Below are 16311 nucleotides of genomic sequence, written 5' to 3' on the forward strand. Positions count from 1 at the left end.
GCGGGCGGCTCAGCCCGGCCCGCTCGGCCAGGTGGTGGAGCTCCGACCGGGACCCGGCGGTGCGCAGCGGGGCGGGGCCGGCCGCTGGTGGGTTACCTCTGGGGGGCCGGTTCGTTGGCCTGGTGTGAGCGACGAGGCGGCCCCGGTGGACGGCGGCACGATGTACGCCGTCGACGTCGGCAGCGAGCCGTTACGGCCGTTGGGCATGCAGGCGTGGGCCGTCGACGCGCAGCGGGCGCAGGTGGTCTTCGCGGCCTCGCACCGGGTCGAGACGTTCGCGTCGGCCGGCGGCCGCGGGCCGGATCCGCACCTGGCCGGGCTGGCGTCCGGCGGGTGGGCGCGGTTCGACGACTTCGAGGGCTGGGCGGAGCCGGCGGCCGGCTGGTCGGCCGTCCTGGACGTGGCCGGCGACGTCCTCATGGTGACCGGCCGGTCCGGCGTCTGTTTCTACGAGGGCGGCCTGAACAGCTCGCGCGCCTGGCGCCGCACCGCGCGCCGTCACGGTGTCTTCGTCGCCCTGGCCGGCAGCATCACCGGCCCCTGGGACATCGCGGAGGCGCAGCTGCGGGGGGAGATGTACGCGCTGCTGTGCCCGGTGGTGCTGGTCTGAGCTGGGGTGGGGCGCAGCTGCGGCCCGGTGGGGCGGGCGCGCGGCTGGGTGGGGGTGGTCAGGCGCCGAGGCCGATGTGGCGGACGTAGGTGTAGGCGCCCCAGTCGGAGTCGAGGTCGGCGATGACGTCGTCCCAGATCTCCTCGAGCTTGCCGACGTCGCCGGCGACCATGGCGTCGACCGCGTCGTCCCAGAGGTAGCGGACCTGCAGGGTGCGGATGCGTAGGTTGTCGCGGCGGCGGGGTTCGTCGACGACGTCCTGGTTGATGGGGTGGATCTCGACCTTGGTGCCCTTGCCGTTGTTGTTGAGGTGCTGCTTGAACGCGCCGGGGTTGTTGAGGATGTTGGCGGCCCGGAGGTTCCAGTAGGCGGTGTCGATGGCGTCGAGGTTGGCGGGGAGGGGGTGCTGCTTGCCCTTGGTCCAGGCGCTGATGGTCTTGGGGACGGCGGTGATGCCGGCGTCGGCCATGGCCTGGGCGCCGCCTTGGGTGGTGGTGAGGTACTTCATGCGGGCGATGAGGCCGCGGCGGGTGGTGACGGGGGACTTGATGCCGCCCTCGACGATCATCCGTTCCAGGGCGTCTTCGAGGGCGCGGGCGAGGACGATTTTCCCGTGGCGGTTTTCGGGGTCGAGGTCGGCGCCGTATTTGCCGAAGTTCTTCCAGCCGTCGGTCGACATTAGGCGGCCTTCGCGTAAAGGGTGTACTGGGTCTTGAGCTTCAGCTGGGTGGTGAGGCGGCCTTCGTTGAATACCGTTCGCCATGCAGTGTCGCCGGTGATGTGGAGTTCGTCGGTGCCGCGGAGTCGGACGATGGTGAGGCCGTGTTCGTGGGCGCGGTGTGCCTTGTACCAGAGGTTGGCGAATGCCTGGCTGCGGATGATGTGCATCCAGTCGGGTCGGCGGAGGTCTCGGTTGAATGATGATTCGCCGATGGTGGAGACGAACTTGGAGTAGATCGCCTTGACGTATTTCTCGGTGACGTCGTCGCCGTCGAGGATGGCCTTTTCGCGGGCGATGGTGAGGACGCGGCGGAACTTCTCCGCGATGTTTTCGGAGGCGCCGGAGGTCCATGCCTGGGTGATGTGCGGGGGCCTCGGCGAGGCCGAGCTTGTGGCAGCGGATCAGGAGGCGGATGGTGGCGTCGTCCAGGAGGACCGGGCCGAGCTCGCGGCGGTTGCCGATCGGGTCGGGCAGGTGCGGGTGTTCCCAGGTGGGGCGCTTGGGAAGGAGGTAGATGCCGGAGCGCTTGGGGTTGAAGCCGCCGTCCGGCTGGTGCTGCAGGGCGCCGATGGGCAGCCAGGTCTTCAGGGAGCTGCAGAAGGCGGCGTTGGTGTCCAGGACGTCGACGTCGATGTCCGGGTGGGTGCCGGCCTTGAGCTGGTCCATGAGCGGGCCGTTCTCCCACTTGTGGCGGCCCTCCCAGATGTCGTCGGCTCCGTCGCGGGATTTCTTACTGAGGAATTCGAGGCGTTCCGGGTAGACGGTGTGCTCGTAATTTCCGCCGACTCGGGTTGCCTCGAAGAGGGCCATTCCGTTCGGAATTGCTTTCAGCTCCAGCGCGGTGATCGCGGCCTTGGTGTCGCCGCCGTGCTCCTGGAGGGTCTGCTCGACGACCGAGTTGATCATGTCGAGGAAGTGGCCGTAGTCCCGGCCCGCGTAGTCCCCGCCGCCAGTGCGGGCGGGCCTGGGGGCGGCCGTACGCGCCGCGCGGTCCCGGGTCGGGCGCAGCGGGGGGGCGGGGGGCTGGTCGGGCGTCAGGTTGGCCAGGGTGTCCAGGGCTGCCGCGGTGGCCGGGGTGACCTCGGAGTCGAAGTCGGGGTCGGGCGCAGCGGCGGTGTCCTGGGCGGGGTGGCCGGGGACGGCGATGGTGGGCCAGTCGGAGGCCGCAGAAGCCTGGGTGGGCGCCTCCGGCGCTGTGGTGGGGGGGTTGGTGGGCGCCTCCGGCGCTGGGGCCGCGGGGGTGTTGGGCGCCTCCGGCGCCGGGTTGGGGCGGGCGTAGGGGTTGAAGGGGGTGGGGTCGGTGAGGCGGGCGTGGGCGCGGTCGGCGGTGAGGGTGAGGGTGGCTTGGGTGCCGAGGTCGCGTTCGGCGATGGTGAGGAGGAGTTGGGTGGTGGGGGCGTCGGGGTGGGGGTGGAGGGTGAGGGTGGTGTCGAGGCCGAGGGCGGTGACCAGGTCGGGCTGGTCGGTGTCGAGGATGGCCAGGACCGGGACGTGGTGGGTGCGGGCGAGGTGGGCCAGGGCCTGGGCGGCGTCGGTGAGGCGGGGGCCGGACAGGGGCAGGCGGGGGTCGTCGAGGGCCTGGAGGCGGTCGACGACGACCAGGGCCAGGCCGGGCTGGCCGGTGGTGTGGGTGAGGTCGGCGGCGAGGTCGGCGGCGGTCTCGGCGATGGCGTCGGGGGTGAGGTCGGTGCCGTCGTCGATGTAGAGGCGGGCGGCGGCGAGCTCGGTGTGGAGGGTGGTGGCGTCGGCCTGTTCGGCGGGGGTGAGGTGGCCGGTGCGCAGGCGGCGGTAGTCGACGGGCAGGTGGGCGGCGACGATCCGGGCGGCGACGTCGGCGCGGGTGAGGCCGGAGGCGGCGTAGAGGACGGGGAGGTGGTGGTCGAGGGCGGTGGTGCGGGCGGTGGTGGTGGCGAGGAGGCTGCCGCCGGTGCCGGGGGCGGCTGCGGCGAGGTAGAAGCGGCCGGGCTGGAGGCCGCCGAGGGCGTCGTCGAGGGTGCGGATGCCGGTGGACAGGGCGCGCGGGCCGGCCGGGGTGGTGTCCGGGTCGGGGGCTTGGGGGGTGAGGACGGTGGTGAGGGCGTCGGCGAGCGGGGCGAGGCGGCGCGGGGGCCGCGGTGTGGCGGGCGCCGCGGCCGGCTGGCCGGCCGGCGGGGCCGCGGCCGCGGGGTCCTGCAGGGCGGGCTCGCCGGCCGCCGGTGCCGGGGCGGGTGCGTTCGGGGTGGCCGGCTCGGCATCGGCGGCCTGGCCGGGCACAGCCGCGGCGGGGTTGGCGGCCGGGACGGGCTCGACCACGGCGGGGGCCGGGACGGTGGCCGGCTGGGCGCCGGAAGTGGCCGGGGTGGAGAACAGGGTGTCGTCCGGCTCGACTTCGCTGCTGCGGTCCGGTGCGGCCGGGGCGGGCGCTGCTGCGGCGGGGACGGTGGCCGGGGTGGGCGTTACAACTCCGGTGCTGGGTCCGGTCGTTGCTGCTGCGGCGGGTGTACCGGGGGCGGGTCGGCCGGGGTGGCCGGGGGGCGGGAGCGGGGTGCCGTCGGGGGCGGCGGGGAGCAGCACGGCGAGGGGGGTGACGTGGCGGCGCAGGACCTGGGGGTGGCCGGTGGCGGCGGCCTGGATGAGGTCGCCGAGCTTCTTGCGGGCGTCGGCGGTGCCGTGCGCGGTGGCGGTGGTCAGGTCCCAGCCCAGGGTGGTGGCGGTGGTGGGGGCGGTGAGCAGGGCGTGGTGGGTGCCGCGGGCCAGTGGGGTGGAGGTGCCCTGGCCGGCGGCGCTGATCAGCTGCGGGAGGGTGCTGCGGGCCTGGTGGAGTGTCTGCGGGCTCGGGGCCAGGACCAGGTCGAGGCCCGGCGGGAGCGGTGCGGGCGCCGGGTCGAGGGTCGAGGGGACGGTGGGGGCTTCGCCGGCCGGGGCGGTGGCCGGCCGCAGGGCGGCGCCGGCGGCCGGGGTGGCCGGGTCTTCACCGGTCGGTGCGGCCGGGGCGGCCGGGACGGGGTGGGGCGCGGCGGGGACTTCACCGGTCGGGGCCGGGGCGGTGGGCGCCGTGGTGGTACCGGTCTCCGGGGCGGGTACGGCGGCGTCCGGCTGCGGTCCGGCCGGAACCGGGGCGGCCGGGGCGGCCGGGGCGGGGGTGTTCTCGCGCGCCTCCGGCGCGGGGGCGGCGGTGGCCAGGCGGTGGTGGTCGGCTGCGGCTTTCAGGCTCGCCAGCTTGGGGCGGTCGAGGACGGTGTGGAGGTGGTCGTCTGCGACCAGGACCAGGGGGAAGCGCTCCGGCCCGCCGGGCGCCCAGAGGCCGTAGAGCGTCTGCAGCGCGGCGGTGGCCAGCCGGTGGGCGTCGGGCACGACCAGGAGGCGGGCGGAGCGGTCGAGTTCGGCGGCGACGAGTTCCAGCGCGGCGCTGTGTTCGCGGGGCTGCGGCTGGCGGTGGTGAAGGCCGAGGGCGGTGTACAGGGCGCGGATGAGGGCCGGTTCGTCGGTGCCGGGGTGGGGGCGGATCCAGACGGCGGGCAGGGGCTGGTGCTGGGTGGCGGCGGTGACCGCCGTGATCGCGGTGTCGGCGGGGGCGGGGCCGGTGACGCACAGCAGGGCGTGGTGCTCGACCGTGGAGTGCAGGTCCTGGAGCAGGCCGTCGGCCGCGGCGGCGGGTGCGGTGGCCGGGTCGGCGGCCGGGACGGTGGCGCCGGCGGCTGTGGGGTGCGGCCCGGCGGCGGAAGCCGGGGCCGGGACGGTGGCGGGGGTCGCGGGCTGCGGCGCGGCGGGGGCGGTGTCGGCGGCCGGGGCCGGGGCGGCGGCAGACTGCGGCACGGGGGGCTCCTGGACGCGGTGGTGGGTGATGTGGGGGTGGAGTTCCGCGAGGTCGTGGCGCCTCAGGAGGCCGTCGAGGGTGGTGTCGCCGACGAGCACCAGCGGGAACGGCTTCGGCGCCCACAGGCGGTGCAGCAGCTGGAGCGCGGCCGGGCGCAGCCCGAGGGTGGTGGTGGCGATGACCAGGCGGGGGGTGTGCTGCAGCTCGGCGGTGATCAGGTCTTCGGCTTCGTCGAGACCGGGAAGCCGGCGGTGTTGGCCGAGGCCGAGCCGGGTGTACAGGGCGCGGATCAGGGACGCGCGGTCGTGGCCGCTCACCTGCACGGTCGGCAGGTGAGCGGGCTCGAGGTCCTGGGCCTGGGCGAGAGCGGTCTGCGCGGTGGTCGTGTGCGTGCTGGTGACCGCCAGGATCGTCCCCGGGGTCTGGGTGGTGACGCTCAGGAGCTCGGCCAGGTCGCCCAGCGGCACCGGCGCCGGTGCCGGGGTTCCGGCCGGCGGCCCGGGCTGGGCCGGGGCAGTGCTGTCCGGGTCCGGGTCCGGTCCGGCGGGGGTGGGGAGGGTGACAGCAGCCGGGGCCGGGCCGGGCACGGCGGCGGCCGGGTCGGCGACGGCCGGGTCGGCGACGGCCGGGTCGGCGACGGCCGGGTCGGCGACGGCCGGGTCGGCGACGGCCGGGTCGGCGACGGCCGGGTCGGCGACGGCCGGGTCGGCGACGGCCGGGTCGGCGACGGCCGGGTCGGCGACGGCCGGGTCGGCGTCAACGGCGTTGGATGGAGGGGTAGTTACGGCGGCCGGGGTGGCCGGGTGGGGGACGTCGCCGCCCGGAGCCGAGGCGGGGCGCAGCGAGGCCGGGGCCGGGACGTCGGTGGCGTCGGTGGCGTCGGCCTCCGGGGCGGCGGCCGTGGCCTGGCCGGTGCCGGACGGGGTGCCCGGCACCGGGGCGGCGGCGGGGCCGGTCTCCGGGGCGGCGGGTACGGCGGCGGCCGGGTCGGCGGGCGCGGCCTGGGCCAGTTCCACCCCGGCGGCGAACTCGGCCGCGGCGACCGCGCCCAGCGCGGGCCGCAGGTGGTCGGCCACCAGCTGCTCCAGGGCCTTGTACACCTGGCCCGCCCTCTGGCTGGTCGGGCCGCCGAACGCGGCACGAGGAGCGGTGAGCAGCGCGAGCCAGTGCGTCCCGGTGAGCTTGCCCCGGGCGGCGGCCCCGAGCGCGGACTTCAGCTTGCGGCCCGCCGGGGTGGCCAGGTGACCGCGCGCCGGATTCACCAACTGGTAGGCGGGCATGGCCAGGTTCTGGCGCAGCCCCAGCGGGATCGACACCCACAGCGGGTCTTCCGGGCCGGGAAGGTTCAGGTACCCGGCCGCCCCCGGCTCCGGGGCGGAGGCGGCCGGTGTGGCGGGGGTCCGGCCGGACCGCCGCGAGGAACCGGCCCCGCGTACGGCTCCGCGCGGGGCGCTGCCGGAGCGGGCCGGAGCGGGCGCAGCACCGGCGATCGCGCCCCCGGCACCGGCCGTCGTGTCCGGGGTGCTGGTGGTCGTGTCCGGGGTGCCGGCGCCCCCTGCGGCCGGGACGAGCGGGTCCTGGCCGGCCGGGCCCGCGACCGGCGGGGCCCCGTCCGCACCGCGCGCCGCACCGGCATCACCGCGACGGCCACCGGCAGCGGCGCGGGAGGAACCCGAACGAGAAGAGGACACCAGGCACTCCAGACACAGAAGAGACGCACAGCAGACAACGACCGGGAGACAACCGGGGGACGACCGGCACGGCCCGGGGGCGACGGCGCACCGGCCCGAAGCGGGCGGGCGCCACCACCGACGGGGCAGCGGAGCCGACCGGACGGCGGCGTAGACCGGCGGACCCGGCGGACCGGGCGACGGCGGACCGGCGGGCGGCAGGAGGCCGTCCCGGTCCCGGGCAGGGCGCAGCACGGCCCCAGGCCGCAGGCCATCCGCACCCACACACAAGGTGTAACGCTGGCTGTCAGTCTAGCCACACGGGTACACACCCGGCACGGAATGTTGTAACGAGAACGAGTGAAGGCGTGTCACCCCGGGGGCTCGGCGGCGCGGGCCCGGGCGGCAGCCGGGCAGCCCCGGCGGACAGCGCGGGCGGGGCGCAGCGGCCGGACCGGCGGGACGGCGGAGGCCCGGAGGCGGGAGCGGCGGACAGCGGGCGGCAGACGACGGACGGACGGCAGACGACGGACGGACGGCAGACCGGGGCAGGGCGCAGCAGCCGGACCGGGGCGCGGGCCCGACGGACGGAGGTACAGCGCCCGGGCGGCAGCCGGCGGACCCGGCGGCCGGGCGTGGCACAGCGAACGGCTGACCGGCGGGAGAAGCGGGCGGACCGGGCGGGCCCGGCAGCCCGGGGCGGGACAGACGCGCGCCCGGCGGGCGCCGCCCGGACCGGGCGGACCGGGCGGGAGAAGCTGGCGGCAGCCGGCGTACAGGCGAACCCCGCAGGGACCCGACGGCCGGGCGGGCCCCGGCGCGGCGGAGGTACGGCGGGACGGACAGGCGGCGGGACGCCCGAAACGGGCGGCCCGGAACCCCGGCCGGGACAGGACGGGACCGAACGGAAGCGGACGGCGGCGGACGGGACCGGACGGCGCCGAACGGCCGGGGGCCGGAGAGGTCACTCCCCAGCGCGGCGGCGGACGACGGCGCGGGCGGGCAGGCGGCGCAGCGGACGGGGGCGGCCGGAGGGCGGGGGCGGCGGACGGCGGGCGGCGGGCGGCGGCGAACGGCGGAGGCGAGCGGCAGCGGCCCGGCGGCGGCCCGGGGGGAGAGGTCACTCCCCCCGCCACCCCGACCGGAACGGCCCCGGCGGGTGGGCGGCCTCCGGGCACGGGCGCGACCGGATACCCCCAGTGGCAACGACCGACAAAAAGATCTTGGAATCTATCCGTGGGGTGGTCCGGGGCAGCCGACGTACAAGCTGCCGACGGCAGCAGCGAGACCAACAACCCGGCACGGCGGCGCAGCACGGACGGCAGGACGCAGGGAGAGATCACTCCCCCACCACCCAACAGAGCGCAGCGGCGGGGCGGGCACGGACGGGAGCGGCGCGGAGGGCGGAGCAGCAGCGGACGGGGCGGCCGGGGGGCGGACGGAGGCCGGACGGGAAGCGGGCACGGCGCGGCGGCCGGAGGGCGGGCGCGGCGAACGACGGCCGAGGGCGGCGGCGGGGGCGGCCGGAGAGATCACTCCCCCACCACCCGGCACGGGCGGGCAGGCCCGGGCGGCCCGGCGGCGCGGAGGCCGGGGCAGGGAGAGGTCACTCCCCCGCCACCCAGCGGCGGCCGGATGCCCGAGGCGGGTGCGGCGCGCAGCGGCGGGGCGGGTGCGGCGCGAAGCCAGTGGAGCGAGGCCGGGACGGGCACGTTGCTTAAGTCTATGAGTGTGTGTACTGTGGTGATCACGAGGTCGGCAAAAGCCGCCGACAGTGCGACCGCTCGGCCGGCGCGCGCCCCGAAAGGACTGAAATGGACTCCTACAACGTCAAGCGGCGCTCCTTCTTCACCTGGTACGTCACTCACAACGGAGTCTCGCTGGACCTCAGCGGCTACCTCGGGAAATCCTTCGCCAGCAGCCGACGCACGGCCGAGTTCTACGCCGGATTCTTCACGAGGTCGGACAACTACCAGGCGGAGTACGGGCTTCTGCTGACCCAGCGTCCCCCGTACTGCGAACTCCCCGAAATCACCGCTACCCGCGACGCGCTGAACCTCTTGACGCTGACCTTCAAGGCGGCCTCTCGCGACACGGTAGGACTCTTGATCCTGGCCGCCTGCATAGCGCCGGTCTGCTTTCTCACGCTCTGCGCGGTCGAGGCCCTGTAGGCATCTGCACTTCGGCACCCCGCACTGAACCACCAACCACAAAGGCGCGATCATGGAACACACCACCAAGCAGTACCGCATAGCCCGGACCTCCGTGGAGGCGTTCCGGAAGCTGTTCGCGGAACTCAAGCTGTGGGAGAGGCTGGCCGAGTGCGCGGAGGTTCGGGCTCGCTCCCGGAGCGTCTTCGTGGTCAAGGCCACCACCGTCGGACACGAGGCCCTTCGGGAAGCCATGGGCCGCATGATGGCGCCCGCCGCTCACTGACATCGACCACTCACAGATTCGATGTTGCTTAACTCTCTGAGTCTGTGTAAAGTAGAACTCACAAGGGGCCGGGAACGGCATCCCGGCCCCATTCAACGCAGGAGGACAACGAACATGACCGCTCAGACCTTCACCACCGTGACCGGCGCCACCTACTCCGCCGAGAGCAACATCGGTGAGAACGGTGAGGTGACCTACACGGTCAAGCGGATCGTGCAGGAGGGCGTCCTTCCGGTGGGGTCCTTCGTGATCCACCCGGACTACGACGCGGAGCCCACGGTGCCGGGTCTGGTGAACGTCCAGTTCGGCGCGGGCTCGTCCGAGGACCGGCACCAGCGCACTGACGTCCCGGCCCTGGGAAGCGCCAGCACCCCGTTCGTGGTCGGGCACAAGAAGGTGAACCCGCTGGACATCACGGCCGCCTCGCCGATCATCTGGCTCCACAACCTGGCCGGTGCCCAGTACGCCACCGGCGTCAGCGCGGTGGACGTCTCCGGTCGGACCGCGATCCGCACCGCTGACCTGGTGACGGCCCTGGTGGTCGAATGGATGAAGCGCGACGATCTCGCCGAGCTGGCCGCCAAGTACGCCGAGTTCATCAAGTCGGAGACCCCCTGGACCGAGCAGCACGCCAAGGCGAAGGCCGACAAGATCGACAAGCTCAAGTTCGACGTCCTGTCGATCGGCGAGCGGATCGCGGACCTGACCAAGGAGCGCGACGAGCTTCCGGAGAACGGGATGACCAGCCCCGACGTCACCCCGGACATGGCTCCCGCCGCACAGCTCACCGGCGCGATCGCAGCGCTGAACCTCAAGCGCGCGGACCTGTCCGCCGAGCTGGCCACGCTGACCAAGGCGTGACACACCCCGGGGTGCGCCCACCGGGCGCACCCCGGACCTCCTGACTCCGACCCGCACGCCACACTCACCTTGAAAGGAGTAGGACCATGAGCGACTCGCTCTCCCCGGATGAGGCCAACGGTGTGGCCGACGCCGTAGCGTTCATCACCTCCGCCGCAAGCACGCTGATCGCCCAGCAGTGGGGCGTACGACCGCCCATGGTCCACAAGGCGCTCAGCACCCCCGAAGCAGTCGCCGTCACCACCACGCGCTACCTACTGGCCCTCGGGGCCGGGAAGTCCCCCGCAGAAGCCGCAGGGCACGTCGGTCGTTCCCTGCTGGCCGACGCCAACCAGCGCGCCGCGTAGCGCCCGCCCCCGCCCCCGCCCCGCTCACAACGTGAGCGGGGCATCCTGCTTTCCCCCCGCCGCCCGCCGCCGCCCGCCGCCGCCCGCCGCCTCCCGGCACCCGGCACCCGGCACCCTCACGGTCTCACCCGCGCCACGCTCCCAAACGGCCACCACGTCCTCTGGCCTGTTGCCGTCCGACCTACCCGCTCCGCTCACCATGGTTCGCTCTGAGCCGCCCGTGTCCTACCTCTGGTCTGCAAGGTTCTGCCGCTCCAACTCCGCTGTTCCTCTGTCCGTCGTCCGTACCGCTCCAACCCCGCTCCTCCTCCGTCCGTCGTCCGTACCGCTCCAACCCCGCTCCTCCTCCGTCCGTCGTCCGTACCGCTCCAACCCCGCTCCTCCTCCGTCCGTCGTCCGTACCGCTCCAACCCCGCTCCTCCTCCGTCCGTCGTCCGTACCGCTCCAACCCCGCTCCTCCTCCGTCCGTCGTCCGTACCGCTCCAACCCTCTGCCTCGCCGCACGCCGGCTCTGCCTGCTCTCTCCCGCTCCAGCTGATGTTTCTTCGCACGTCCATCCAGCTCCGCCATAGGCCCGTAGGGAAGTAGTCGGCGTGCCGCGGTCCCCTTGTCCGTGCCTGTGACCTGCCTGTTTGGCTTCTAGCGACTTGAATGGAAGGGGACTCGAAACGGGACCTGAAACGGAACCTCAAAGGGGACTCCAAACGGGACTCCAAAGGGAACCCCAAACGGAACCACTCTGTTCGCTCCCGGCCGGCGTGGTCCCGAGCCCTCCGCCTGGGGGGAGATATCTCCTTCCGGGCGGAGGAGCGGCCATGAGTCCTGCCGCCGGCCAAAGGGAGGAGATGTCACTCCCCCCGCCCTCGGCGTTTCCTTCCTGCTCTGCGCGGCGGGGAGAGATCACTCCCCATCGCGGACGCGTGCGGGGCTGTCCGGCCGGCCGGGAGCGGGGAGAGATCTCCTCCCCGGCCGGACTCTCAGGGTGGAGGGGAGAGATCTCCCCCCGACGCGCGGTCCACGGGCCGGTTCTGCTGCTCCCACGGCCACTTCCTCTCGCAGCTGTCCAAGGCGTCTTCGCAGGTGGCGGATGGACCTGCATTCGTCTGCTGCTCGTCCGTCGAGGCACGGCACGCCCAGGAGGGCGAACAGCAGACAGTCTTCGGACAAGCAGTACGCGGCCATGGGCCAGGCCCTCGCTGGCTGTAACGGACCGGCGGGCGCCGGTAGTCCTGACTCGGTTGGCCGACCGCCGCGCGGGCCGACCAGTACGGGCAGACGCCGATGCGGCGGTGTCCCCAGGTCTCGACCTGGGGACACCGCCGCATCGGCGTCTCAAGGGGCAGGGGTCAGCGGAGAATGCCCTGCTCTCGGGCTGCCTTGAGCCACTTCGGGAACTCCCCCATCAGCTGGGAGTAGAGGTGGTTATCCGTCAAGGCGCTGGGGTTGTCTCCGGCGGCGAAGAATCCCGCATTGTCGACGATTCGAGCCGCGGGGACCGGCATGTCGTCCAGGCTGCGGAGGTAGGCGAACGGGTCGTTGCCGAAGCCGATGAACTGCCAGAAGATGGGGAGCTTCGCCGCCTCCTTGAGCAGCTTCGTGGTGGCGGGCTTGTCATCCGGGGCTCCGTCGGTCTGGAAGATGACGAAGGCCGGAGCAGTGGTCTTGCTCTGCTGGTAGTGCTCAATGACCGCTTCCATCCCGCTCGCGTAGTAGGTGCGGCCCATGTGGCCGAGGCCGTTGTGGATCGCGCCGACGCGGCCCTGGTAGTTGTCCAGGGAGAGGTCGATGGTCTTCTCGCTGCGGTGCAGCAGGCCACGGCGGACCTTGTGGGTGTGGACTCCGGTGGAGAAGAACGTGAGGGGCACGATGCCATCGTCGTCGAAGTGGGCGGCCAGGCCGAGCGCCTGCTCGGACAGGCGCTGGACACTGCCGTCGTTGTAGAACCGGCGCATGGAACCCGAGCGGTCCAGGACGAGGTAGACGGCGGCTCGCAGGCCCAGGAGGTCGATATTCCTGAGGGTGGCCTCGGCCGACCTGTAGGTGTCGATCAAGCCGGGTGCCGTGCCGGTGATCTTCTCCAGGCTGATGGCGGAGGTCTTGGTCAGGCTGGGGATGGACATAGTGCTCCTTGTACGTGCCGAAGATCCCGCTTCTGCGGGTTCGGACAATAGAGGTGTGCTGATGGGGGTCGGTGTGACGCCGTTGATGAGCGATGCTCGGCGTCCCAGCGTTGCCCGCAGATCAAACATTACCTCAACTCATAGACTTAAGCAACTCACTTCGTCACTCCAGGGCCTTTCGCAGCTCGGCAAGGCGGTAGCCCGTCGGCTTGCCCGCCAGATCGGTGAGGCGGCGCGAGGCGAGCGTGAGGCCCGAGGTGCGCAGCGCTCGCGCGAGGGCCTTGCCGACTTCTCGGAGCCTGGTGTTCTCCTCGCGGTCGTCCCAGCGTTCCCACCGCTCGGGGTCGGCCTGTCGCAGGTGGTCGAGGATCTGGGCCACGGTGAGGTGGGGCGGGTTGCCGTGCTCGGCGAAGGCGCCCAGCAGGTGTAGCGCGATCGCTGGCTGCGCCGCTGCGGGGGCGCCAGTCGCTCCGGTGAGTCGGAGAAGTTCCCCCCAGGTGGGCGGTTCGCTGAGTCGGTCGTCGGCGGCGCCGGTGACGAAGTCCGGCAGTGGGGCGCCCAGAGCGGCGGCGAGGCTGGTCTCGTCGATCTCGACGAGACCAGCCTCAGCCCGTTCAGCTGCGCGGCGCTTCGCCTCGTCGAGGGTGATGTGGTGGATCTTGTGGATCATGGGGTCGTCCGGCATGCCCGGCGCGCCTTCGATGTAGACCTGTGCGCACTGCCGCAGGTCGTCGCCGGACTTGCCGTTGAGGCGGTGCGGGAGCCAGCCTTCGTCCATCATGCCGCCGCCGAGGGCGGCTTTGACGTCGACGTCGCGGCACGGGCCGAGGATCTTCAGGGCCGGCTGCTGGGCCAGGTTGGAGCCGAGGAAGGCTGTGGTGGCGCCCTGCGCGGCGAAGACGATCCAGACCCCCTCCTTGCGGCCGATAAGCAGGAGGGATGCGACAAGCAGCTTGGAAAGTTCGGTCAGCTTGGGGAATTCGTCGATGAATACAAGGACTGCTGGATGTTCAGGGGATGGTTGCCAGGCGTCGCCCATGCCGAGACCGCGGCGGATGCGGGCGCGGCCTGCGGCCAGGCAGTGCAGCCACAGCAGCGTGCGCTCGATGGTCGCGGGGTCGAGGCTGGTGAGCCGGATCGCGTCTTCGTAGGGACCGGGTCCGTCGCCGCTGGGGTCGAGGAAGAGCGTGACCGCGTCGCGGCATGCCGTGGTGACGTCGACGAGTGCGCGCAGCAGGGTGGACTTGCCGCCGCCGGATCGGGCGATGACCTCGCCCATGAGGCCGGCCAGGGGGAAGGCGAGGGGGCGGCCGTTGGCGGAGCCGCCGTAGACGGAGGAGTCGGTGATGCTGATCGACTTCGGCGCGAGGTAGGGCGCGGGCGGTAGATCGGCGAACATGTCGCCTTGGCGTAGCAGGAGGGTCGCACAGGCGGTGCGGTTCTTCAGCGGCTGGACGATGACGTCGCCCTTGCCGAGGTCGAAGAGCGTCTCAAGGTCGGGGGCCTTGTCGATGATCGCGGCAGGGGTGCCTTTGGAGACGCGGACGGTGGACTGCCAGCCCCAGGGCTGCTGCTCGACGTCGGTGATTTCGGCGACGGGGATGTTCTCGGCTCGCAGGGCGCGCAGGATGCACTCTGCCGCCAGGTCTGCGGTGGTCGCTCGGGCTATGGGGTACGGGGTGGTGTCGGACTGGGTTGCGCTGGCTACGCCGGGGGCCGGCTCGGGTGCGGGGAATCCGAGGCGGGGCGGCGGAGGGTTCAGCGTGGTGGGCCGGCGCCCTTGGATCCAGGCGGTTGCTCCTGCGAGCAGGGCGGCGGTGGCGGCGGTGTAGGCGGCGGGGGCGGGGTTCTGTGCGCCGAGGGCGACGGAGATGGCAGCCAGCACGGCGGTGCCCAGGCGCCGGTTTCGGGCCCGGGCGGTGCGGGTGGCCGCGAGGTCGGCGCCGCTGGGCGGGCGGGGGGTGAACGTTTCACCGCGGACGGCGTTCGCCTCTCGGGAGTAGAGGGCGCGCTGGCGGTGTGCCTGATGGTCGCTGGAGTTCTTCCAGTGCTTGAGCTGGGTGTTGATCTCCCGCAGGTCGGCGGTGCGGCGTTCTTTCCACTGGGTGTGCTGGTGGTTGAGGTGGAAGGCGGTCAGGTACTCCGGGGAGAGGTCCTGGGCGTTCCACCAGCGGCTCAGCTGCCGCGCGGTGTGGCGGGTGCCGTCGGCGAGGACGGAGCGCTCCCGGACGGCGATCTTGTGTACGTACGCGGTGAGGGTGGCGGCTCGGGCGGCCCGGTCCGGTAGCGGCGGCTCGTTGGGATCGTCGCGGGGGCCGGAGTCGACGGCTTCCTTGTCGGACTCGTCGAACGATGCGGGGGAGGCGGACATGCTGCTGCTCCTGGCGGTGCCGCGGTTGCCGGCCGGGCGGGCGGCGGCAACCGCGGCGTGGATCAGTTGAAGGCGCCGGTGATCTGGATGCCGATGCCGTTGACGAGGGGGACGAGGGTGGCGGCGGCCAGGCCGGCGCCACCTGCGGACAGTCCGAGTCCGCTGCCGGAGGCGGCGCCGAGCCCGAAGTCGAGGGAGACGGACTTGGTGATCGACTTCCAGGCGGTAGCCAGGCCGACGCAGAGCAGCACCAGCACCATGGCGCCGGACGGGGTGATCACTCCGGGGTGGGCTCCGCCGTGGATTGCGGGGGTGGCCGATCCGGTCGCGCCGGACAGGACCTTGTCCCCGCCCATGTTCATGACGTGGGCGACGAAGCCGAAGAAGTACCCGAGCGCTCCCCCGGTGCACAGGACGGACAGCATGCCGAGTGCTTGGCCGAGGAGGAAGGGAATGAGGGCCTTCCAGCTGCGCAGGTCGTGGCGGAAGAAGCGCACTCCGCGCCAGACGAGGAAGGAGAGGGCCACGGTGAGGCCGCCGATCGTGACGTACGTGGCGGTGGTGAACATCAGGAGGCTCCGGTCAGGGCGGTGACGATCAGGAGGAAGGTGGGTCCGTAGAGCACGGCGGCGGAGATGTTCAGGGTGAACAGCCATCGGGTGATCGCGCCGGGGTAGCGCAGCCGCCAGGAGCCCGTGATCAGGGCGGCCATGAACGCCATGCCGACGGGCGCGGCCGTGCCGGCGTCGTGGGCCAGGGCGTAGAGGGCGGGCTGGATCAGCGCCCCTGCGGCCACTGCGCTCAGGCGGGCCTTGTCCGCGACGATCCACGAGAAGTCGAACATCCGGTCCCGGCCGGCGGTCGGGGCCTGCATCTCGGCGTAGTAGTAGTGGTGGTGGTGGTGGACCTCAACCCCGGGGGCGACGGCTGGGGCTTCCCCCTCTCCCACGGCGGCGGTGTGGTGGTTCCGCCGAGTCGGGGCGAGGGTGTCCGTCTCCCCCAGGGCGGCCTTCACGTAGGCCCGGGCCCTGAGCTCGTCTCCGCCGATCGCGGCGGAATCGGCGCCAGGCTGGCTCCGGGGCGCGGCGGCGGGTTCTGCTCGGCGGCGCCCGGTCGAGATCATCTTCATCGGTGGGCCTCGCGGTCGTCGGCGGCGCGGCCGCTCAGAGGCGGGACGAGCGTGAGGTGCGGGCGTCCGATGTGCCGCGGGCGCGGGGAGACGCGCGGGGAGAGCGCGGGCCGCCGGTCGGCGACAAGAGCGAGCACGTCCGCGACATGGTCGTCGAAGGACTGGGCCGGCGTGTTGGCAGGGCTGGGCATGGCTGGGTCCTCACGAGATTTCGGGAGCTCGCGGGCGGCCGGGGCCGACGTCCGCAGAG

11 protein-coding genes are annotated in these 16311 nt (G+C 73.1%); 5 read left to right on the plus strand and 6 right to left on the minus strand.

All coding sequences use genetic code 11. From position 1 onward, the window contains the following. The first annotated feature begins 124 nt into the window (after positions 1 to 124). Complete coding sequence (locus tag F7Q99_RS34740) at positions 125 to 610, plus strand: hypothetical protein (protein WP_153469679.1); 486 nt, start codon at positions 125 to 127, stop codon at positions 608 to 610. Positions 611 to 668: 58 nt separating this feature from the next. Here the strand turns inward: F7Q99_RS34740 and F7Q99_RS34745 are convergent, their stop codons facing one another. Next, complete coding sequence (locus F7Q99_RS34745) at positions 669 to 6818, minus strand: DnaB-like helicase C-terminal domain-containing protein (RefSeq protein WP_153469683.1); 6150 nt, start codon at positions 6816 to 6818, stop codon at positions 669 to 671. A 1793-nt stretch (positions 6819 to 8611) separates the two neighbouring features. On the opposite strand from F7Q99_RS34745, the gene F7Q99_RS34750 reads away from it, so the two are divergent. The 4 genes from F7Q99_RS34750 (at position 8612) to F7Q99_RS34765 (ending at position 10441) form a co-directional block, all read left to right on the plus strand. Next, on the plus strand, positions 8612 to 8968 hold the full coding sequence (locus F7Q99_RS34750; RefSeq protein ID WP_153469686.1) for a hypothetical protein: 357 nt from the start codon (positions 8612 to 8614) through the stop codon (positions 8966 to 8968). A 52-nt stretch (positions 8969 to 9020) separates the two neighbouring features. Further along, positions 9021 to 9233: a hypothetical protein gene (locus F7Q99_RS34755; protein WP_153469689.1), complete on the plus strand. Its 213-nt coding sequence runs from the start codon at positions 9021 to 9023 to the stop codon at positions 9231 to 9233. 114 nt (positions 9234 to 9347) lie between these two features. Beyond that, complete coding sequence (locus F7Q99_RS34760) at positions 9348 to 10094, plus strand: hypothetical protein (protein WP_153469692.1); 747 nt, start codon at positions 9348 to 9350, stop codon at positions 10092 to 10094. A gap of 86 nt (positions 10095 to 10180) precedes the next feature. Further along, entirely contained in the window at positions 10181 to 10441 is a 261-nt protein-coding gene (locus tag F7Q99_RS34765; protein WP_153469695.1) for a hypothetical protein, read from the plus strand. 1346 nt (positions 10442 to 11787) lie between these two features. Here the strand turns inward: F7Q99_RS34765 and F7Q99_RS34770 are convergent. From F7Q99_RS34770 to F7Q99_RS34790, 5 genes are all read right to left on the minus strand, one after another. Next, positions 11788 to 12561: a VWA domain-containing protein gene (locus F7Q99_RS34770; RefSeq protein WP_153469698.1), complete on the minus strand. Its 774-nt coding sequence runs from the start codon at positions 12559 to 12561 to the stop codon at positions 11788 to 11790. A gap of 163 nt (positions 12562 to 12724) precedes the next feature. Beyond that, positions 12725 to 14932 (minus strand): hypothetical protein, encoded by a 2208-nt coding sequence (locus tag F7Q99_RS34775; protein WP_153469701.1) that lies wholly within the window; start codon positions 14930 to 14932, stop codon positions 12725 to 12727. Positions 14933 to 14994: 62 nt separating this feature from the next. Continuing rightward, on the minus strand, positions 14995 to 15501 hold the full coding sequence (locus F7Q99_RS34780) for a hypothetical protein (RefSeq protein ID WP_030230748.1): 507 nt from the start codon (positions 15499 to 15501) through the stop codon (positions 14995 to 14997). After that, complete coding sequence (locus tag F7Q99_RS34785; protein ID WP_153469704.1) at positions 15501 to 16061, minus strand: hypothetical protein; 561 nt, start codon at positions 16059 to 16061, stop codon at positions 15501 to 15503. Before F7Q99_RS34785 ends, F7Q99_RS34780 begins: the two co-directional genes overlap by 1 nt. Then, the gene (locus F7Q99_RS34790; RefSeq protein ID WP_153469707.1) at positions 16058 to 16252 is read right to left on the minus strand and encodes a hypothetical protein; all 195 of its coding nucleotides are present in this window, start codon (positions 16250 to 16252) and stop codon (positions 16058 to 16060) included. Before F7Q99_RS34790 ends, F7Q99_RS34785 begins: the two co-directional genes overlap by 4 nt. Positions 16253 to 16311 lie beyond the last annotated feature (59 nt).

It is taken from the genome of Streptomyces kaniharaensis, from assembly GCF_009569385.1.
GTDB lineage: Bacteria > Actinomycetota > Actinomycetes > Streptomycetales > Streptomycetaceae > Kitasatospora > Kitasatospora kaniharaensis.

What these genes read in the sequence shown, in the direction of transcription:
- F7Q99_RS34785 (WP_153469704.1), bottom strand. Translation starts at nt 16,061, where the DNA reads ATGAAGATGATCTCGACCGGGCGCCGCCGAGCAGAACCCGCCGCCGCG.
- F7Q99_RS34755 (WP_153469689.1), top strand. Translation starts at nt 9,021, where the DNA reads ATGGAACACACCACCAAGCAGTACCGCATAGCCCGGACCTCCGTGGAG.
- F7Q99_RS34765 (WP_153469695.1), top strand. Translation starts at nt 10,181, where the DNA reads ATGAGCGACTCGCTCTCCCCGGATGAGGCCAACGGTGTGGCCGACGCC.
- F7Q99_RS34780 (WP_030230748.1), bottom strand. Translation starts at nt 15,501, where the DNA reads ATGTTCACCACCGCCACGTACGTCACGATCGGCGGCCTCACCGTGGCC.
- F7Q99_RS34790 (WP_153469707.1), bottom strand. Translation starts at nt 16,252, where the DNA reads ATGCCCAGCCCTGCCAACACGCCGGCCCAGTCCTTCGACGACCATGTC.
- F7Q99_RS34770 (WP_153469698.1), bottom strand. Translation starts at nt 12,561, where the DNA reads ATGTCCATCCCCAGCCTGACCAAGACCTCCGCCATCAGCCTGGAGAAG.
- F7Q99_RS34775 (WP_153469701.1), bottom strand. Translation starts at nt 14,932, where the DNA reads ATGTCCGCCTCCCCCGCATCGTTCGACGAGTCCGACAAGGAAGCCGTC.
- F7Q99_RS34760 (WP_153469692.1), top strand. Translation starts at nt 9,348, where the DNA reads ATGACCGCTCAGACCTTCACCACCGTGACCGGCGCCACCTACTCCGCC.
- F7Q99_RS34750 (WP_153469686.1), top strand. Translation starts at nt 8,612, where the DNA reads ATGGACTCCTACAACGTCAAGCGGCGCTCCTTCTTCACCTGGTACGTC.